The 17,288-nt window shown below is 31.1% G+C and carries 18 protein-coding genes; all 18 read right to left on the reverse strand.

Annotated elements, in window-relative coordinates:
• Positions 1 to 311 precede the first annotated feature (311 nt).
• Positions 312 to 3,851 carry a hypothetical protein gene (locus CACET_RS13450; RefSeq protein ID WP_044825231.1) on the reverse strand — a complete coding sequence of 1,180 codons (3,540 nt, stop codon included), beginning with the start codon at positions 3,849 to 3,851 and terminating at the stop codon, positions 312 to 314.
• A gap of 69 nt (positions 3,852 to 3,920) precedes the next feature.
• Positions 3,921 to 4,607: a hypothetical protein gene (locus tag CACET_RS13455; protein ID WP_044825232.1), complete on the reverse strand. Its 687-nt coding sequence runs from the start codon at positions 4,605 to 4,607 to the stop codon at positions 3,921 to 3,923.
• 17 nt (positions 4,608 to 4,624) lie between these two features.
• Positions 4,625 to 5,410 carry a hypothetical protein gene (locus tag CACET_RS13460; protein WP_144414780.1) on the reverse strand — a complete coding sequence of 262 codons (786 nt, stop codon included), beginning with the start codon at positions 5,408 to 5,410 and terminating at the stop codon, positions 4,625 to 4,627.
• 5 nt (positions 5,411 to 5,415) lie between these two features.
• On the reverse strand, positions 5,416 to 5,925 hold the full coding sequence (locus CACET_RS13465; protein WP_044825234.1) for a hypothetical protein: 510 nt from the start codon (positions 5,923 to 5,925) through the stop codon (positions 5,416 to 5,418).
• Between the two features lie 516 nt (positions 5,926 to 6,441).
• Complete coding sequence (locus CACET_RS20965; RefSeq protein ID WP_052661471.1) at positions 6,442 to 7,410, reverse strand: transglutaminase-like domain-containing protein; 969 nt, start codon at positions 7,408 to 7,410, stop codon at positions 6,442 to 6,444.
• Positions 7,411 to 7,632: 222 nt separating this feature from the next.
• Positions 7,633 to 8,754 (reverse strand): transglutaminase-like domain-containing protein, encoded by a 1,122-nt coding sequence (locus tag CACET_RS19575; protein ID WP_052661472.1) that lies wholly within the window; start codon positions 8,752 to 8,754, stop codon positions 7,633 to 7,635.
• Positions 8,755 to 9,008: 254 nt separating this feature from the next.
• Complete coding sequence (locus tag CACET_RS13480; protein ID WP_044825235.1) at positions 9,009 to 9,452, reverse strand: hypothetical protein; 444 nt, start codon at positions 9,450 to 9,452, stop codon at positions 9,009 to 9,011.
• Positions 9,453 to 9,598: 146 nt separating this feature from the next.
• Positions 9,599 to 10,441: a hypothetical protein gene (locus CACET_RS13485; RefSeq protein WP_044825236.1), complete on the reverse strand. Its 843-nt coding sequence runs from the start codon at positions 10,439 to 10,441 to the stop codon at positions 9,599 to 9,601.
• 69 nt (positions 10,442 to 10,510) lie between these two features.
• A complete protein-coding gene (locus tag CACET_RS13490) occupies positions 10,511 to 10,918 on the reverse strand; it encodes a hypothetical protein (protein WP_044825237.1) in 408 nt (135 codons plus the stop codon).
• 22 nt (positions 10,919 to 10,940) lie between these two features.
• Entirely contained in the window at positions 10,941 to 11,555 is a 615-nt protein-coding gene (locus CACET_RS13495; protein WP_044825238.1) for a hypothetical protein, read from the reverse strand.
• Positions 11,556 to 11,586: 31 nt separating this feature from the next.
• A complete protein-coding gene (locus CACET_RS20225; RefSeq protein WP_144414781.1) occupies positions 11,587 to 11,751 on the reverse strand; it encodes an anaerobic ribonucleoside-triphosphate reductase in 165 nt (54 codons plus the stop codon).
• A gap of 328 nt (positions 11,752 to 12,079) precedes the next feature.
• Positions 12,080 to 12,931 carry a hypothetical protein gene (locus CACET_RS13500; RefSeq protein ID WP_044825239.1) on the reverse strand — a complete coding sequence of 284 codons (852 nt, stop codon included), beginning with the start codon at positions 12,929 to 12,931 and terminating at the stop codon, positions 12,080 to 12,082.
• A 138-nt stretch (positions 12,932 to 13,069) separates the two neighbouring features.
• Positions 13,070 to 14,287, reverse strand: a complete 1,218-nt coding sequence (locus CACET_RS13505) for a type II secretion system F family protein (RefSeq protein WP_044825240.1) — start codon at positions 14,285 to 14,287, stop codon at positions 13,070 to 13,072.
• Position 14,288: 1 nt separating this feature from the next.
• A complete protein-coding gene (locus CACET_RS13510; RefSeq protein ID WP_044825241.1) occupies positions 14,289 to 15,038 on the reverse strand; it encodes a prepilin peptidase in 750 nt (249 codons plus the stop codon).
• On the reverse strand, positions 15,035 to 15,562 hold the full coding sequence (locus CACET_RS13515; RefSeq protein WP_152640004.1) for a hypothetical protein: 528 nt from the start codon (positions 15,560 to 15,562) through the stop codon (positions 15,035 to 15,037). Before CACET_RS13515 ends, CACET_RS13510 begins: the two co-directional genes overlap by 4 nt.
• Positions 15,517 to 15,933, reverse strand: a complete 417-nt coding sequence (locus CACET_RS13520; protein WP_044825243.1) for a type II secretion system protein — start codon at positions 15,931 to 15,933, stop codon at positions 15,517 to 15,519. The genes CACET_RS13515 and CACET_RS13520 overlap by 46 nt, the downstream gene beginning before the upstream one ends.
• On the reverse strand, positions 15,893 to 16,219 hold the full coding sequence (locus CACET_RS13525; RefSeq protein ID WP_044825244.1) for a prepilin-type N-terminal cleavage/methylation domain-containing protein: 327 nt from the start codon (positions 16,217 to 16,219) through the stop codon (positions 15,893 to 15,895). Before CACET_RS13525 ends, CACET_RS13520 begins: the two co-directional genes overlap by 41 nt.
• Before the next feature lie 12 nt (positions 16,220 to 16,231).
• Positions 16,232 to 17,284 carry a hypothetical protein gene (locus CACET_RS13530; RefSeq protein WP_044825245.1) on the reverse strand — a complete coding sequence of 351 codons (1,053 nt, stop codon included), beginning with the start codon at positions 17,282 to 17,284 and terminating at the stop codon, positions 16,232 to 16,234.
• Positions 17,285 to 17,288 lie beyond the last annotated feature (4 nt).

The following is a 17,288-nucleotide window of genomic DNA, read 5'->3' on the forward strand; positions in this document are numbered from 1 at the left end:
ATATTTGCTTACGTTCTGTTGAAAATAACATCAGCATCACCTCCTATAATTACTATTAAAACGATTTTGATAGGATTCGTAACCTCTATTAAAACGATTTTGGCAGGATTCGTAACCTCTATTAAGCCGATTTTGGTAGGATCCGTAAACCTCTATTAGACCGATTTTGGTAGGATTCGTAAACCTCTATTAATACTAATTTTTAATTATACTTATATTCCATTAAACGTCGTTTATTATGATTTGTTTTTAAATAAATAGTGCAAACCCAATGTTGGATTTGCACTCCTATTTTATTAAATGTATTTATTTTAATTTCCTTTGATGTCTTGAACGTTGACGTTTGGTATTGAGAATACTCTTGTTTTGAACATATTCTCTGCTCCATTTAATATCACATTTTGTCCTTTAAACTTTCCTACATAGCCTGATACTTCTGAACTGTATGCATCTGATTTATCATTCATTCTGAATTGACTTATAAATGCTGTGCTAAATAAATCACTTTGTCCTTTGTTTACTGGCGTTAAATTAGGGTCAAGTGCTGCACTTCTAATTGGTGAATCTACAAATCCTATTTCAAAGCAGGTTTCTCTTCTTACATAGTTTATACCGTCAAAGGCTTCATTGTACCATTTTCCATCAGAAGTCGCCCAACTTGCAGTCTTGTCATTTCCTTCATTCCTTGTTAATACAGTAATCAAGTTTGTTATGATTTGAGTTCTATCGTTCAATGCTTTACTTTCAGGACTTAATGCATCTATTCCTTGTGTCTTATTTAATCTGTCAATCTCAACCCAGCCTGAACCGTCTCGTTTCCTGTAAACTGTTATGTTTCCTTCAACGTCAGCTACTATCTTATAATGAATTTCTATAACTGTTTTATTTATTATATCTACATCACCTTGACTTGCTATTCCACCAACATCTGCTGGTTTCATATAATACTTGTCTTCTGTACTACTCTTGTTTGGTAATCCTAAACTATTTAAACTTACATTTCCTCCAGTTACCTTTAATCCATTGAAAGCATTACTCGCTTTTGTATTCTTTTCTATATATTGTACTACTCTCCAATTATCCAATGCTTTTTCAGCTGTTTTAGCTAGTTCATCATGAGGTGCAATTGTATCAGTTAATTTGTAACTTGCTCCACCTTCAGTTAATACCTTATTAGCTATTTCATCTTCAATGTATGGTTGCCATGTTATTACACTAACATAGGTATTTTGATTTTTAGTATCTAAGTTATAAATAGACCCACCAGGCAATACTTTATTAGTTCCTTGCCATCCATCAGTTCCTTGTATTGCTTTCTGATGAGTACTCCATTGAACACTTGTTAAATTCATATTTATATCTTTTGTACTGCCCCATGCCGCCTCTGCAAAACTATGTGGATACAACTCACTGATCCATTGAGATAATACGTTTACATTGATTCTATCATTGTCTGACTTAGCTGGTAATTGATATGTCATTCTAATGTATGGATAGAATTTAACTGCTTTTGAACTTGTGACTATAGTCCCACCACTAAACTTTACACTAACTGGTTTTCCTATTAATGCTGCAAATATATTTGTACTGTTTGTAGTTACTGCATTTCCAATTTTATGTTGAACACCAGTGTAAGATTGAATCGTTACATCCCCATTATATTGTAGTTTATTTGAATTTTTAGCTGTTGAACTTAACCCATAACTACTATGCTCTGGACATTTACTATCTGTAAAATAATCACCTATAGAATTATCCATATCTAGCTCTGTATCTAATCTTTCAAAATAAACTCTTTCATTTGTTCTACTTCCTACTGGTTGTTTGCCATATCTTGAAAGAAGTGTATTTAGTACATGACTTGAGTTCTCTTTATAACTTGCTAATGTTGGCACATCTTTACCTCTCCATAGTACCATCTGATAATTGAAGCTTGATACTCCATCTGTTCCAGCACTTAAACTTGACCTGTTACCTGATGCATCATCACCAGTAGTATTTAAAGCTTTGAAGACTCCTACATTTGCAAGTAGTTTTTCTTTAATTGGTGCTATGTTCTTAAAATGATAATCATAGTCTGTATCTCTTAATACAAATGACTTACCACATCTATGTCCAGGACACCAATATCCATCCTCAGAATTTCCTCTACAGCCTCCACAATATTCAATATAATCACAGGTACCAGATAAACTCTGATAATTGAAGTTCATTGTCTTAGCTCCCCAATTTGGTATGTTAGGGTTCATCGTATCTATTGCTTTTGTTATCTGACTTTCTCTAATTACCAAGTCAGCATCTCCTACTACCTCTGTCTTCTTTATTAGTTTTACATATAAAGTTGTGTTTGGTTCTTCTACTTTAACTGTAGTTGTTGATTTTCCTGAACTACTACTTGAGGTATTACTTTTTATTTGAGTCCATGTAGTTGATTCATTAACATTTACATAGTCTCTCGAGATAAACCATTCATCAACTTTATATTCAATTTCATTTTGAATTATTATTCTTTGTGGGTTATTATTTCTACTGTATGTCCCTACATGATTTCCATCTTCTTCATATGTCTTTATTATGTTTATATTTCGTTGCTCTGGTTTTTCGTTGTTGGCTAATGGTATGCTACTTGGATCAGGTGCTGGGTGAGGATTGTTACCCTCTGGAGTATCGAATGTTTGTGTCGAACTTTCATCTCCAGCTTTTAATCTATATAAATGTAATGACCAACCGGGCTGTATATCAGAAACTACTTTGTTTGTAATGCTTTGCCCTGTGTCGTTTGGAGGTGATATAGTCCATTCATAGTCAGTTATTACTTTTCCTGCCCCATCTCTATATGCGTAAAAAGTAAAGGATAAACCTTTTGCAACCATTGAACGTCTACCCATTCTACCAAATAAAGATGTGTCATATCCTCCAGTTCCTTTACCAGCTGTTGGATTGAACCAAACCTTACCATTGCTATCAGGTGTTTCTAACCAATCTACTATCCATCCTATAGATGTTTGTGTCCCATAAACTCCATATGAGTATTGTTCTTTACTTATCCTTAACTTGTTCCATATAATTGGTTCAATCGATATTCCTAATCCTTTAGATGCCATTAGCTCTATCGGTTTGATTGCTCCCTTTCTCAACTGTGCTAATTCTTCAGTTGTGAATGTGTCACTATATAAGAATGCATCTGATTTTGGTTGCCATAAACTGTCCACTGTATTATTTTCAGCATTTACTGTTGCTAAGTTTAATATTACATATAATAATGCGTTTATATCTAATTTATCTGACGATCCATAGAATACATTTTTTATTTCATTTCCGTAGCTTATCCAATTTCCCCCCACTAAATCAAGTGGGTATGGTATTTTAGATGATTTAAAATTATTTATTGCGTTACTTAAATCTGCACCCTTAGGAACTGATGTTATTAAATTTCCTTTGTTTAACAATGTATTAATATCAGATATAGATAATATTTTAGTGTTTAATTCATTTTTACTTTCATATATGTTACGAAGTACTCCTAATTTATGGTTATCTCCAAAATAATCCATAGAATCAATATTATCGTAACTAAATACAAGGTCTAAATAATCCTTGCCCATAAACGTAAACGCTGGTGCTGCATCATATCCAAGTATTGTTATACGGAATCCTTGAAATCTACTGCTCCATACACCGCTATTACCTCCAGGTGTAGGACTTCCTGGTGTTTTTCCACTTCCTCCTGCTGACGATATACCATTTACTGGTGTAAATCCACTTGAGGCATATGCTGTTTGTGGAATTATTGAGATTATCATTACAACCAATAGTAATATTGATATTAACCGTGCTTTATTCTTAACCATTATTACATCTCCTTTCCTATAAAATGTAAGGACATTAGCTACTATGTTTAGTAACTAATGTCCATATGTTTAATTTACTGGATCAAATGGTTTTTGATATTCTTCTAAAGATCCGTTACCACCTGTACCTGAATCCCAGTTTAAAATGTCATTGATAGCATCTTCTGACATCTGTTTAGAATTATCTATTTCTTTCTGTGTCATTCCGTTATTATTCGTTGCAGGCGGTGTTGGCTTATCTGCTGGTTTTGTATTTCCTTGATTATTGTTATTATTTGTAGGTGGTGTATTATCTACAGGGGGTTTGGTATTACCTACAATAGTATCCTCTTTAACTTCAGCTGGTTTCTCGTTCGTTACTGGTTCCTTTATACCATTAAACTCTGCTTGCTCTTCAGCTGTTATATATAAGTCTTGATTTAGGTCTGCTGGGTTCTCTGCTATCCATTGCTCCCATTCTCCTTTGTCTACGTGTCCATCATCATTTAGGTCTGCATCTGGATTGTAGACTGTAACTACTGGTGGCTCTTCCCAATCTATTACTGGTTCTGCTATAAAAACTGGCTCGCTGTCTGGTTCAAAATATACGTCTTTATCTTGTGAATATTCCTGATGTTGCTCTGTTATCGTTGTTTCTGGTACTGATGTATAATCGTAAGCTGGTTCTTTGTTAATGAAGTTCACGTAAACTAGAACTCCACATATCATGATTACTATTCCAGTAGCTGCTATTGCTATTTTCTTCTTGTTTAACATTTGGTATCTCTCCCTTCTTACTTATTACTTACTTTTAGAAGTGTTATTATATCAGAACTTTCTTCAATTGATTTTACTAAATCTAATATCTGTATTACTTCATTGCTTATTGAAGTTCTTTCTTTTACTTTATGTTGACTGCTTTTCAAATAAACTTCTACCACAAACTTCATAGATTTATCTAATTCTGGTTTTGAATACCTATCTTTATTTTTTATTGCATCATTTAGTCTATCTAAGTTAATTATGAATTCGTCCTCTACTTCTATATCATCTATTTCTATGTCTCCTTGAAGCATCTCATAGTATATTTCCCCTGTATTTATTAATCTTCCAAGCTCTGCTTTTTTCGTTTCTATTAACCTCTGTAATATCTCTTCTAGTTTTACTTGTTCGTATGGCTTGTTGATTATCTTTATATTACAGTCTGCAAATCTAATATGAGGATATAAATCCCAAGCTACTCTTTTGACTTCAAATATAATTGTAATCGGTAGGTTGGTAGTTGTATATCTTCTAATTTCTAAATGTTCATCTTTCATCAAAGGTTCTTCTAAAATATGAATTTTAGCGTCTTTAATGAAATCTTTTAATGTAACATAATTTACTAACATGTTAGGTATCTCTAATTCCCTTTGTCCATTTAATAAATACTTTAATTCATTTATTGAGTATTTCTTTTGCCTTACGTTTCCTAATACAGATTGTTGACGAATAAACTCCATCATTGATTCGTGTACAAATTTATGTGCCTGTTCCTCTAACTTTTTGATTTCTAATGAACTTACATATTTTTGTATCATATCTCTCAAGCCTCCTCCTTATTATAGATTCTTACATCACAATCTCTGAATATCTTCAACTTTTCTTCACCATTCTCATCTGTTCCAACCCCTGTTCCAATGACTTTACCTTCTTTAGCTAAACTGCATATTTCATCATAAGTAAGATCTCTTGTTACTCTAGTAGACTTTACAACCCTGTAAGTTGTCTTTTCTCCATATCCCTTATATCCTAAAAGGACTTCTTTTCTTTCATCTGGTGGTGTTATAGGTTCACCTGCTCCATTTAATTCATCCAGACGTCTTGCGTTATACATGCAATAATTGTTTGGAATAACTCTATTGTTCTGAAACTTTAAACCAATTACTGTACCCCCATCTTGAAATATCTCTTTTATCTGCTTTATGCTTAGTATTTCTGTTTTATCTTCTTTATCAGAATGTAAATCATATATTAGGTAAGCCTCAATAGCACCTAGTTTCTTCCCACTTATATTATGAACTCTCCTTACACAACCGATAGCATATCTTCTCATTTTTCATCATCCTTTCTTTTTTATTAATTTTAATTTTATTATCTTTTATGTTATTAGCTTAGATTGTCTTTTTTAAATAGTTGCTTATATCTAAAACACTAATTGTAGCTATATAAACTAATTCGATAAATAAAAATAACAAGGTGCTTTAATTTCTAAGCTCCTTGTTACTTCTATTATCTGTGTTTAAATTTCTTTATATATTGCTATTTCTAATACTAATGTTTACTATCCTTCAGCAATTTTTACTTTTAATTTTTAAGTCTTTTTTATATCACTGTCCTAAGTTTTTTCGTCTACTGCTTACCTAATTTATCCTTAAATGTAACCTTAAATTTTTAATAGCTTACCAAGTTATTTTTTCTATCCTCCATTTAATCATACTAATTTGAAATTCTTAAAATATGTTGATAAATAAATGATTATCTTGAAAATATATAATGTTTGCTAAGTGTTCATTACTATATAACCATTCGCTGGTTCCTTTGGCTCTAAACCACTAAACTCATTTTCTCTTTAGTATCTAATCCTTGGAATGTAGTTACTATCTATTGAAAACCGTCCTGATGTTGCATCCACTGGTATCCATTCTCCGTTTATAAGTATTTCATTCCATGCGTGTCCCTCCAAGTGTAAATAGCCACTAATATATCTCGTTGGTATTCCTTGACTTCTTAACATGACTGCTAATAACACTGCTTGATCCGAACATATCCCTTTATTGGTTACTATTGTTTTATCTGCGTTTGGTATATAAAATGGTGAATTTAATCCCTGCCCAATAAACTCATTATCATACTCTATATCTGATACCAACATAAACACTCTCATGATAAATTGTTCGTCTGATACGCTATCATCTCTTATCAACTTAGCCATTCTTGTACTTAAGTAGTTATCATCAAACTTAATGAACTCTGTAGAACTCAAATACCTTGAATCTTCAAATTCCTTAGTACTAGGTGCATATAATATAGAAGAAACTAAAATCTTTTCTGTATCCTTCTCTGTATCATGTATCCCTAATTCTATTTTTAAAATACTAAACTCATTCTCTGTATCTATATTTATATCTTCAGGTACTGATATTTTTAAATCTATGCCTACCATCTCTGGTTTTATGATTATAGCTTTTGATTTACTGAACTCGTCTTCTTGATTTCTTATTCCTGCTCTTAATACTAGTATTATTTCATCTGATTGTTTCTCCTTTAATTCTATAAAGCTTTCATTGATTTTTACATTGATATATCCTTTATCTTCAAAGGTAGTTACCTCTAAATGCTCTGATATGTTTATTAGATGACCTTGTGACTCCTCGTCTTGTTTACCCCGTGTATCTGAATTGTCTTCCATTATAAATTCTGACACACTCTCTGAAACTGCAATGTTTATAGCTCCACACTCTGATATCTCAATATTCATAGCTAGTAAACTTATCAAGCTAAAAATTAATATAAATGTATATCCTTTAAGTCTTCTCATTTCTCTTAGCCTCCTTCACTTTTATTTATTAATACATTTCTTGCTCTTTATAAAGTAAGGTTGCTTATCTCTAAATGGTGAAATGTTTATTAACTAGCCTTTTCTCAACATCTATAGCTTTCTTTTCTTTATAAATGAAACACCCAAACCTCCAGTTGCTCAAGCTGTTAGTTTGGGTGCTCTATTGTTATATAGGAGTACTATGTTTTTTCTTTACTTTATCTAACTTACTCTCAATGGCTCATATCCAACTATGTTTCCGTAGAAACCTTGTCCATTTGTAGCATCTATGTGAACCCATTGTCCAATGATTAACACTTCGTTCCAGCTATGATTCCCTAATAATTCTTGATACCCATCTACTATCTTTGTAGGTATTCCTTGACTTCTAAGCATTGTTGCTATTATCCATGATTTATTTGTACATATCCCTTTTCCCTCAATAAACTTACTGTCTATTTCAGGTAGATAAAATCTTCCATCTTTGTTTTCATTGAATAATTCATAGTCGTATTCCATAGAACTTATTAACTTATAAACCTTACCAATGAATTCTTCATCTGATTCAGATGCTTCTCTTAATTCTGCTGCTTTTGATATTACAACTTCATTTGTCTCTAAATCTATCAAACTGTTGGAATTTGTATACTTCTTGATTTCATAATCCCTATAATCTTGTTCTTCAGGTGTTAAATGCTCTATTTGTTTTGCATATTTAATATAATCTTCAATGCTAATATATCCACTTCCATCGTCTCCGTAAATCTTTCCATCTGTTTGTAATGAGGCAGGCTTGCTTAATTGCTCTGGCTCAATGTTTATCTCATCATATGATTTATAACCATTTCCATCAATTTCTTGTAGTGCTAAATAAACTATAACTCCTAAATCATTATTATCAACGTTCATATTTTCTGGAATTGGTATTATAAATTCATTTTCAGTGTCAGTTATTACTTTCATTCCAAGATCTGGTATTCTTCTATTTTTATCTTGCTTACCTTGTTTTGAGTTATAAGTATGCCATCTTACTACATATTGACATAACACCTTTCCTTCAGAGGTACTATTTATATCCTTAGCATCCATCCATACTACCCCTGATTTTTTTGATTTTATCTTGATATGTCCTGTTTCTAAGTAGTTTTCACTTTCATCTTCCATAGTCACAGTTAAACTACCGTTTTTAATCTCTTTATGTGACTTAACATTATATACAATTGCACTTTTATTATTAAATAAGTTTGTATCAGTATTTCCTATCGCTACATCTGTTAATGGTATTGCTACTAACACTCCTGCTATCACAATTATTATGGTTTTGATTGCTGTTTGTCTTTTCATGTATATTACCTCCAGTTGAGTTAACTCTTTAATTTTTAAATCTATATTATATTTAGTCTTATGTAGTTTTATAGGTTATCTTATTACTCACTATAGATTGCTAGATTTTCTGGTAAAGAATTTATTTTAAGAAAATAAATCTTTTAAAAGTGTGTAAGTATGAATAATGATTTGTTATATACAAATAAACCTTATAATTTTAGTTTAAGCTGGAAAGTTTTCCTTCCCAGCTCTCTTGTTATATTTATTAGTACTTATAAAGTATGTTCTGCCTCCATCTTAGCCTCCCACTCTTCCATTGATTCCTCTATTTCTATTACCTTTCTCGTAATTTTTTGACTACTCATGGTCGCTTTTATTACACGATTTTTATATTCATATTCTATGTGGCTATCAATTTTGTTTTCATCTAACCACCATATACCATCATCACCTAAACTACATGTAAATCCTTTAAATATCTCCGCTAAACATCTTAAGAAGATTTCTTCATTCTTTCCGTTTCTATTTACTATTGTCTCTGTTTTGAGTTCTACTGTTTTATTTAAGTTGATTCTGGTTTGACTTTCTTCCATTACTAATAAACATTTCTCTACGTCTATGTCTAATTTTGTCGTTTCGATTATTTGCCTTACTAGCTCCTCCCCTAACTCTTTAATTGTTTTTCTACCTACTTTTACGTTTTCTGTACTTTTCATTCTCGTTTCCTCCTAATTTTATTGTTTTTCTTGCTTTGTATTATTTATATAGGTAGGCTATTGCTCATTGTTGGGTATATTTTGAAATAAAAAGCCTAATGAAATTTGCTGTTCGCTCATCTCATTAGGCTTTTAAATATTTACATTTAATTAATTTCTATGTTACCGAAGTAGGTCTCGTTGATTTTATCTCTTACATAGGCTAGTCCATTCCTTAATTTTTGAATATCTATCTTTACTTTTCCTTGTTTATCTTTATTCATTGGGTCTATATATCTTATTAATAGTTTTCTATCAGCGTTGAATGCTCTTGCAACTAATTGATGGTCTAATAAATCATCAATTGAGTTACTACTTTTCCTTTGGTCGTATGACTCCTTAATACAGAATAACTCTCTAAGCTGTAGTATTATAAAGAATCTTAGCACATCATTTTCTACTTTCAAACTTCTTAACAATGGATAAAACCTTTCCATGTAAACTGTATAAGCTGTATCCTCTTTATTTTCTATTTCATATATCACAAGTGCTTTCATTACATCTTTAGCTGTATACCCTGCATCTGACAGTGTCTTACTATATTCATCAGTTAAACTTTCAACCATTAAACCTATTTTATTTTTCTCAAATGGACTCACTGATCCACCGAAGTATTTATCTACTAATTCCCTGTAAACATCGTCATTTACATTATCATCAAAGTATATATCTTCAAATTTACCTAAGGTTGATATATCATTATCAAATCTGTCGCCCTTTATATCTAGTGTTTTTATATCTTCTGGCGAACTTTGAATACTTTTTGGTACTAGCCTGTTATCTGATGTTAATGTTAAGTTTCTTACAACAAGTTGTCCTGACCTTATATAATTCTTTAAGTCCTCTGAATCTATTTGTCTTATCTCTGACCAATCATCCATCAGCAGGTATCCTGTAATTTTATTTCCATTGCCTCTTATTCTTTCTATGCAAGTTACTGTTATTTTCATTACTTGTGTCCTCCTTTGATTTTATGCTTACTATATAAACAAGTTATTTTGAATTGTTGGGTTCTTTTATTATGCTATTCCAAATATTACGCTATGACTTCCATCTTCTTTTTTAAGGATTGATAGTCTTTTAATTCTAAAGATTGAATTCTTATAAACTATTATTGCTTTTAACCTTTGATATTCTATTTTACTTTCTACGCTTGAATGCTGTATTTTCTCTAATTCTTTTATACCTTTGAGACTTACTATTTTATTTAGTTGCTCTTTTAAATTAGCTATTTGTTCATCGTTAACTTGTTTTATTATGAACATTGTATCTTTTCTTCCACCTATTGTTTGATTAAGTATATGGTCTGGAATTATGCCGTTTATATCTATTACTTTATCCTGTATAAACAGATGTACATTGTCTCCAGTGAATATTTCCTTAGTTAGCTCTAATGTTATTGTTGGTTTCTTTCTAGCTTTAGTCATTTAACACTTGCCTCCCCTCCTATTAAACTCCTATCTCTATAATTATTTCATCTTGTCCTACTGTTACTACTTGTAAGCTGTTTACCATATCCATGTAATCATCTCTCCAAGGGACTGTTGCTTTTTCTTGTCTACCATCTTTGTAAATTGAATATACATTAAATATTTGAGCCTTCTTTAGAAACTCCATTGCACCAACTTCAAGCTGCTCTATGTCTTTAAATTTCATTATTAGTATGAAGTAATCACACTTGTTCTGTGTTGTATCTTTAATAGGTATTAGATAATCTTCTATTAAATCTACTTTTATTGGTAACTTAAATCCTAATCTATTTTCTAGTATTAAATGAATTGGCTCATTGTTTACTTGCTCACTCTTAATAAACTCTTTTGTTTCCTTTGGATTAATCAAATTATCCATGTCTTCATTCATTCTTTTGTAGTATTCAAGTGATTCTAAAGGTGTTAGTTTTGATAGCCTTTCGTTTTCCTCATACCTCGCTTTGTATGCCTTCATATATAACTCTAAGTCATCTGTATTTAAAAAATCTTCTGTAGGTGTGTAATCTAAATACTCTGCAATTCTTGATTTCTTCTTTTCTCTTGACATATAATCAAAATAACTTGGTAAACCCATAAACTTCACCTTCCTTTCCCTATAATGATGTTTAGGTATGAGTTACTCTGTCTTTTAGTTCAGCCCGTTTAGCAGTTCCCCACGTACTTATGTCTTGAGTGAGAAAACCCGTGATTCTTCTGATCCTCTGGAAGTATACACCTTTACCCCCCCTCACTCTTTCATTTCTTTCTTGATTTGATATATTCTTTTCCATGTGTTTTCCTCCTTAATTTCTTTTTAATATTTACCTAAATTGAAACTTATGATATCAGGCAGGAATATATCCTTTATATGGTTTGTATCCTTATTCATATCATCTGTTATGATTGAGTTAATATTGACTATCCAATCTATTATTCTGGTATTATTTAATCAATCCTTAGTTATTTCTGTATCTATAACTCCTACAGTGGTTGAGTATTAGTACATACATTGTTGTTTCTATAGTTAATAACTTTTTAATCTACTGCATATCTGGGAACATAAAAAGAGACTACCTATAATCAGTAGCCTCTCATTTACTTATATTCTGTTGATAAAATTTACTTCTTAGCTTTCCCCTTTTTCTTAGGTGTTACAGGTTTCTTTTCTTCTGTCTTATCTTGATCATCAGAAGCCTGCACACCATCATCCTTTGTTTTATTTTCATTTTCTACTGTCTGTTTTACATCGCCCTCTTTTTTTACCTCGGCCATCTTAACTTCTGAACTAGTAAACTCTAATTTCTCTGGCTCTATATCAGCTTTATCTGTAGTATCTTCCTTAATATTAGTGACTTCTGTGACTTTTTCCTCTGGTTCAACTGCTATCTCTGCATCTTCTTTATCTTCTAAAGCTATTTTCCCAAGTATAACTTCTTCTTCAATTGATAAAACATCACCTGCATCTGATATTTCGTCTATATCTCTGTATTCATCTTCCTTTTCATGTTTTTCTTCAATAAATTGGTTTGAGAATTTCTTATTAAGTAGCTTTATCTTTTCATCCGTTATTATTGCACCAGCTACATATCCTATGCTATTTAATGTCCTTACAAATTCTTCAGTCATTAATTTTCTTCCACAGTAATTGGTAATGACCTCATACATTAATTCTTTACCATTATCTATTACATCTAAGACTGCATACATTCTTGTTACCAAGCTATCTGTCTCATGTAAAGGTCTATACTTTCCTACAGCAGATTTAATCATTAAATTTCTTTGATTAAATCCTTCTGTATCAAGTACAATTTCATCATTCACTAGCTTTAATCCATTGACTTGATCCTTTTTAATAAGCTCTTTAACCTCTCTTGGTGTAGTCTCATGAAATTCTTCTGTTACATCATCATACAAGGTGTACCCTGCTATACGTGTATAGCCTAAATCTAATCTACAAATTACAGTTTTCATACTTTCAACTTCCTCCTTCTCAATAAAATTGGGAGGATTGTAACGCTTTCAAACTAGTAATGCAATAGCTAATTATATTATTTTCAATAAAAATATAATTAAAAACACACCATATTTAAAATACAGTGTGTTTTTGTTTTAGATTGATTCTGTTATTGCAAACAATGGCATCCACATGCTTATTACAAAGACCCCTATCATGATCCCTATTAATACAATTGCAATAGGTTCGATTAGTTTGGTTGCTTTTATAAGCTTATTTTCTATGTCCATTTTATATTTTTTAGATATGTTTCCAAGTATCTCATTTAATTTACCTGTTTTTACTCCTATTGATATGAACTTCAAATAATCAGATGGTATTATCTCTTGCTTTTTCATAGCCTCATATATATTAGAACCTTCTCTAATTATGTCATCTGTTATTTCTTCTATTGCCTGCTGCATTACTACATTACTTACTATATCTTTAACTATAATTAATGCCCTATCTTGATTAACACCACTATTTACTAACTGATGAAATGTACTGTTAAATGTGTATAAATGATTTAGGAAGACTATTTCTCCTATTACAGGTATTTTATAAGTCCAACTATCTATCTTTAACCTATAACTGTCTTTACTTCTATATAAATAAATGTGTATATTAATCAATATAATGATTTGAGCAATTATCAACCACCAGTACTTTTGTATTCCCCTAGATAAACTTATTATCATCTGCGTTATTACAGGTAGCTCACTATTGAATTGATTTAGTACGTCTGCTAGCATTGGTATAATGTAGGTCAGTAAAAATATTGCTACGCCAATTGTAAGAAAAACAAGCATTATTGGATATGACATTGCACTCTTGATTTTTTCAGTTAATTCAATCTCCTGCCTTAACTTATCTACTATGTCTTTTATTGCATTACTTATTTTTGCACTTTCAGTCCCTGCATCTACTTTTATGATTATATCTTTGGGAAATAGCCCAGTTTTTTTCAATGCATCTGTTAATGATATTCCTGACACTATTAAAGGCTCTAACATCGTTCCTAACATTGCAATAGTATTGTCACTAGATTCACCTAAAGCTTCAACAGTCTCTCCTAATGACAATCCAGCATCTAATGTAAAATACATCTGCTCAAAGAAGTCTGCGATTTGCTTTTTAGTTAGTTTTTTAATCTCTTTAGGTTTAAATATATAATACTCTAGTCCTTTAAGGTCTACTAAGTATCTTATATTACTTGGTTTAACACATTGTTTTGCTAATTTTTTATTTAGATCCTTCTCTGAATCAGCTGCCAATAAACCGCTTACCTTTTTTCTGTCTGTTCTTTTTCCTTTATAATAATATAGTCCCATATTATAACCTCCATTGCAGTAAGCCAATTCCTAATGAAGCAAATATGTACCCAAAATAAAGTAATGGTACAAATGGAATAGCCGACTGTTTTTCTTTTTTAAGTAAGTCGATACTATATAATATAATTCCAAAAATTGAAGCGTTTACAAGTGCTTCAAATGTTATTAGTGTACTTTGAGTTATTGCATATATTGCAATAAGTATATCTATATCTCCTGCCCCTAGCCATCTCATATTATCCGTTATTAAAAATTCAGACATCAGTATCAAAGCTAAAATTGTGAGTATGAAGTAAATATTTAATGTACTTATAGCTGCTACAGCACTTAATACATACACTGGTAATACTTTAATAGCCTGATCAATCCAATCACTAATAGCTGTTATCCAAAGTATTGTATGTATTAAAAGAAACATAATTAGATTTGATACTGTTAAACTTTCAGCTATCATTAAATAAGCTCCTATCATATAAACCAAACCAAGGTATGTCTCACAAATAAAATGTGATTCATCTATTTTAACCTTACACTTTGAACACTTACCTCTAAGGACTAAATAACTAATGGTGGGTATCAATTCCCACCATTCTAGCTCTTTTCCACAACTTTCACAGACTGACCTTCCTTTAACCCAGCTTTCACCTTTAAGCCCTCTCCTTACTATCACTAGTAAGAAACTTCCCATTGAAGCTCCTAATATGAATGCAAGTATATATAATGCTACAATATATACATTTAAACTGCTCATTTTACCCACCTACTCTCCACGTAATTTGAAATATCTATTAGATATTCTGGTTCTTCAATGTATTCTTCACCCTCAGTAATTCCTTCAACTTCTCCACCATCAAATGACTCTACAATTTCCAACTGAATGTTATCAATTTTTAGAATTAATGTTGTTTTATCGTCTATACCTAAATTCAACTGTATTTTTCCATTTTCCAAATTATCATCAACTAATATGGTTACATCCAAATCCTTTAAATTTGTTGTAAGTACACTGTTTATTTTGTTTTTCAGCTCTGTACTATTGAAATCACTTAATGTCATTCCATCTATATAATTAAGGCTTTCAAATAATGCAATCTCAAATACTGAATTTGTTACATTTGATTCCTTTGATATATTTAACAAATTATTCTGTACTTCATATGAATTACCGATTAATTTAACCATAGGAAGTAGTATTACTGGTATCAGTATCATCAGAATAATTATGAAGCTCATATTTCCTCGCTTTGTTCTTTTAACAATATTGGCAAGCAACACTCTTCACCTCCTATGACTACTATTATTTGATCTCCATTATCTATGAAATCTATATCTTCTTCTTTTCCAAACTTACCTGCTTTGAATACTTCTTTACTACCGTTTTTTACTATTTCTAACGTCTTACTATTTAATACTTGTACAGAATCACATCCTTGTAAAAGTCTGTCTATATATGCTATAGTCTTTAAATCACTTACTGATTGCTCTGTCTTTATACGTGTATTCTCATAACCAGAAATAAGACCACTAAACGAATTAGCTCCAAATGCTGCAATCATTCCCATTATTACAATTACAACCATAAGTTCAACTAGTGTATATCCCCGCTTACTCGAACATCTTATAAGTTTCCATGTATTGACCTTCATACTTCCATACCTCCCTTTCCGCTGTAGTCATCTCTGGTACTATATAGAATTTCGAGCTAAAATTAAGCTTGTCCTTTATAACATTAGGACTTTCATTACTATAAGATGTCCTTACTTTTAAAACGTCCTGATACTCAATTTTTATTGCCTCTGATCTAACTGACATATCATGCATTCTTTCACTAAAGTTTGTAGAGAACTTAAACATTACAACTGAAATTATACTGATAATAACTATACTTACTACGCATTCTATAAGGGTAAACCCTGACTTTTTCTTCTTCATCGTTTACCCTCCTTATTCAACTCTCACAGTAAACGTCATTGTATATTCAAGTTGACTACTATCAGCTAATGTAGCTTTAAGCTCTACTAATTTTTTATTGTAATGAAATATTGCATCTGCAACTTTAGCCCTGTCCTTTTCATAAATCTTTTGGTATTTAGTTTCTATCTCTGCCTTTCTAATATCCTTAAGCTCTATGAGTTTTTCTTTTGCCTCCTCATGCTGTGTATCTATATTTGCTCTTAGCTCAGCTTTTACTTCAATGTCATAATCAGATTTAACTATTATATCTATCTGCTTTCCATAATCTAAAACTAGCTGTGCAATTTCTTCATCTATTCTTTTATTAGATGCTGCAACTTCTCTATTGATTGATTCAGTATCTAATTTCACATCATCTAAGGTCATCAATGTATAATCAACATCACCATCTGATTGATTCTCAATTACTAAGTCTGAAAGATCTATTACATCTCCCATAACATTTACAATTTCATTGTTATACCAATTTAACATTGACTTGTCATCAAACTCTCTTTCAAGGTTATAAGCATCATAATCTTGCCTGATTGACATATTTCCTATACTTACATTATTGTTTTCAACTGTTTTTTGAAAGTCATTAATAGTCGTATTCAAATCCCTAAATAAACCCTTTATTTGGATAGTGTAGATATTATCTTCATTGAAAGTATAAAATCTTTCAACACTTGTACCACTATCTTTAGCTGACTTAACAGCTATATCATATAATCCCTCAGCTGTTATCGTTTCATATTCAGTAGTTACTTCAACAGCATCTATTATTTCTTTTTGCTTGTTTATTTCTTCTTTCTCTGTATCCTCTAGTTCCAATAGTTTATTTTCTAATGCTACTATTTGCTCTTTGTATTGTTTTTGCTTTTCTACATAGATTTCATCATTATATTGTTTTGCTAAGTCGTATTCTACATAGGCATCATATAACATACCTTGTTTACTACTATTAGAATCTGCAAGACTACTTACCCCTATAACTGCTACTGTTAATGTTAACAGTACACATAATATTCTTTTACTTTTCATTTCA

The organism is Clostridium aceticum (assembly GCF_001042715.1).
Taxonomy (GTDB): domain Bacteria; phylum Bacillota; class Clostridia; order Peptostreptococcales; family Natronincolaceae; genus Andreesenella; species Andreesenella acetica.

What these genes read in the sequence shown, in the direction of transcription:
- CACET_RS13490 (WP_044825237.1), bottom strand. Translation starts at nt 10,918, where the DNA reads ATGACTAAAGCTAGAAAGAAACCAACAATAACATTAGAGCTAACTAAG.
- CACET_RS20225 (WP_144414781.1), bottom strand. Translation starts at nt 11,751, where the DNA reads ATGGAAAAGAATATATCAAATCAAGAAAGAAATGAAAGAGTGAGGGGG.
- CACET_RS13505 (WP_044825240.1), bottom strand. Translation starts at nt 14,287, where the DNA reads ATGGGACTATATTATTATAAAGGAAAAAGAACAGACAGAAAAAAGGTA.
- CACET_RS13465 (WP_044825234.1), bottom strand. Translation starts at nt 5,925, where the DNA reads ATGAGAAGATATGCTATCGGTTGTGTAAGGAGAGTTCATAATATAAGT.
- CACET_RS13495 (WP_044825238.1), bottom strand. Translation starts at nt 11,555, where the DNA reads ATGGGTTTACCAAGTTATTTTGATTATATGTCAAGAGAAAAGAAGAAA.
- CACET_RS13500 (WP_044825239.1), bottom strand. Translation starts at nt 12,931, where the DNA reads ATGAAAACTGTAATTTGTAGATTAGATTTAGGCTATACACGTATAGCA.
- CACET_RS13485 (WP_044825236.1), bottom strand. Translation starts at nt 10,441, where the DNA reads ATGAAAATAACAGTAACTTGCATAGAAAGAATAAGAGGCAATGGAAAT.
- CACET_RS13510 (WP_044825241.1), bottom strand. Translation starts at nt 15,038, where the DNA reads ATGAGCAGTTTAAATGTATATATTGTAGCATTATATATACTTGCATTC.
- CACET_RS13450 (WP_044825231.1), bottom strand. Translation starts at nt 3,851, where the DNA reads ATGGTTAAGAATAAAGCACGGTTAATATCAATATTACTATTGGTTGTA.
- CACET_RS20965 (WP_052661471.1), bottom strand. Translation starts at nt 7,410, where the DNA reads ATGAGAAGACTTAAAGGATATACATTTATATTAATTTTTAGCTTGATA.
- CACET_RS13460 (WP_144414780.1), bottom strand. Translation starts at nt 5,410, where the DNA reads ATGATACAAAAATATGTAAGTTCATTAGAAATCAAAAAGTTAGAGGAA.
- CACET_RS13455 (WP_044825232.1), bottom strand. Translation starts at nt 4,607, where the DNA reads ATGTTAAACAAGAAGAAAATAGCAATAGCAGCTACTGGAATAGTAATC.
- CACET_RS19575 (WP_052661472.1), bottom strand. Translation starts at nt 8,754, where the DNA reads ATGAAAAGACAAACAGCAATCAAAACCATAATAATTGTGATAGCAGGA.
- CACET_RS13530 (WP_044825245.1), bottom strand. Translation starts at nt 17,284, where the DNA reads ATGAAAAGTAAAAGAATATTATGTGTACTGTTAACATTAACAGTAGCA.
- CACET_RS13520 (WP_044825243.1), bottom strand. Translation starts at nt 15,933, where the DNA reads ATGAAGGTCAATACATGGAAACTTATAAGATGTTCGAGTAAGCGGGGA.
- CACET_RS13480 (WP_044825235.1), bottom strand. Translation starts at nt 9,452, where the DNA reads ATGAAAAGTACAGAAAACGTAAAAGTAGGTAGAAAAACAATTAAAGAG.
- CACET_RS13525 (WP_044825244.1), bottom strand. Translation starts at nt 16,219, where the DNA reads ATGAAGAAGAAAAAGTCAGGGTTTACCCTTATAGAATGCGTAGTAAGT.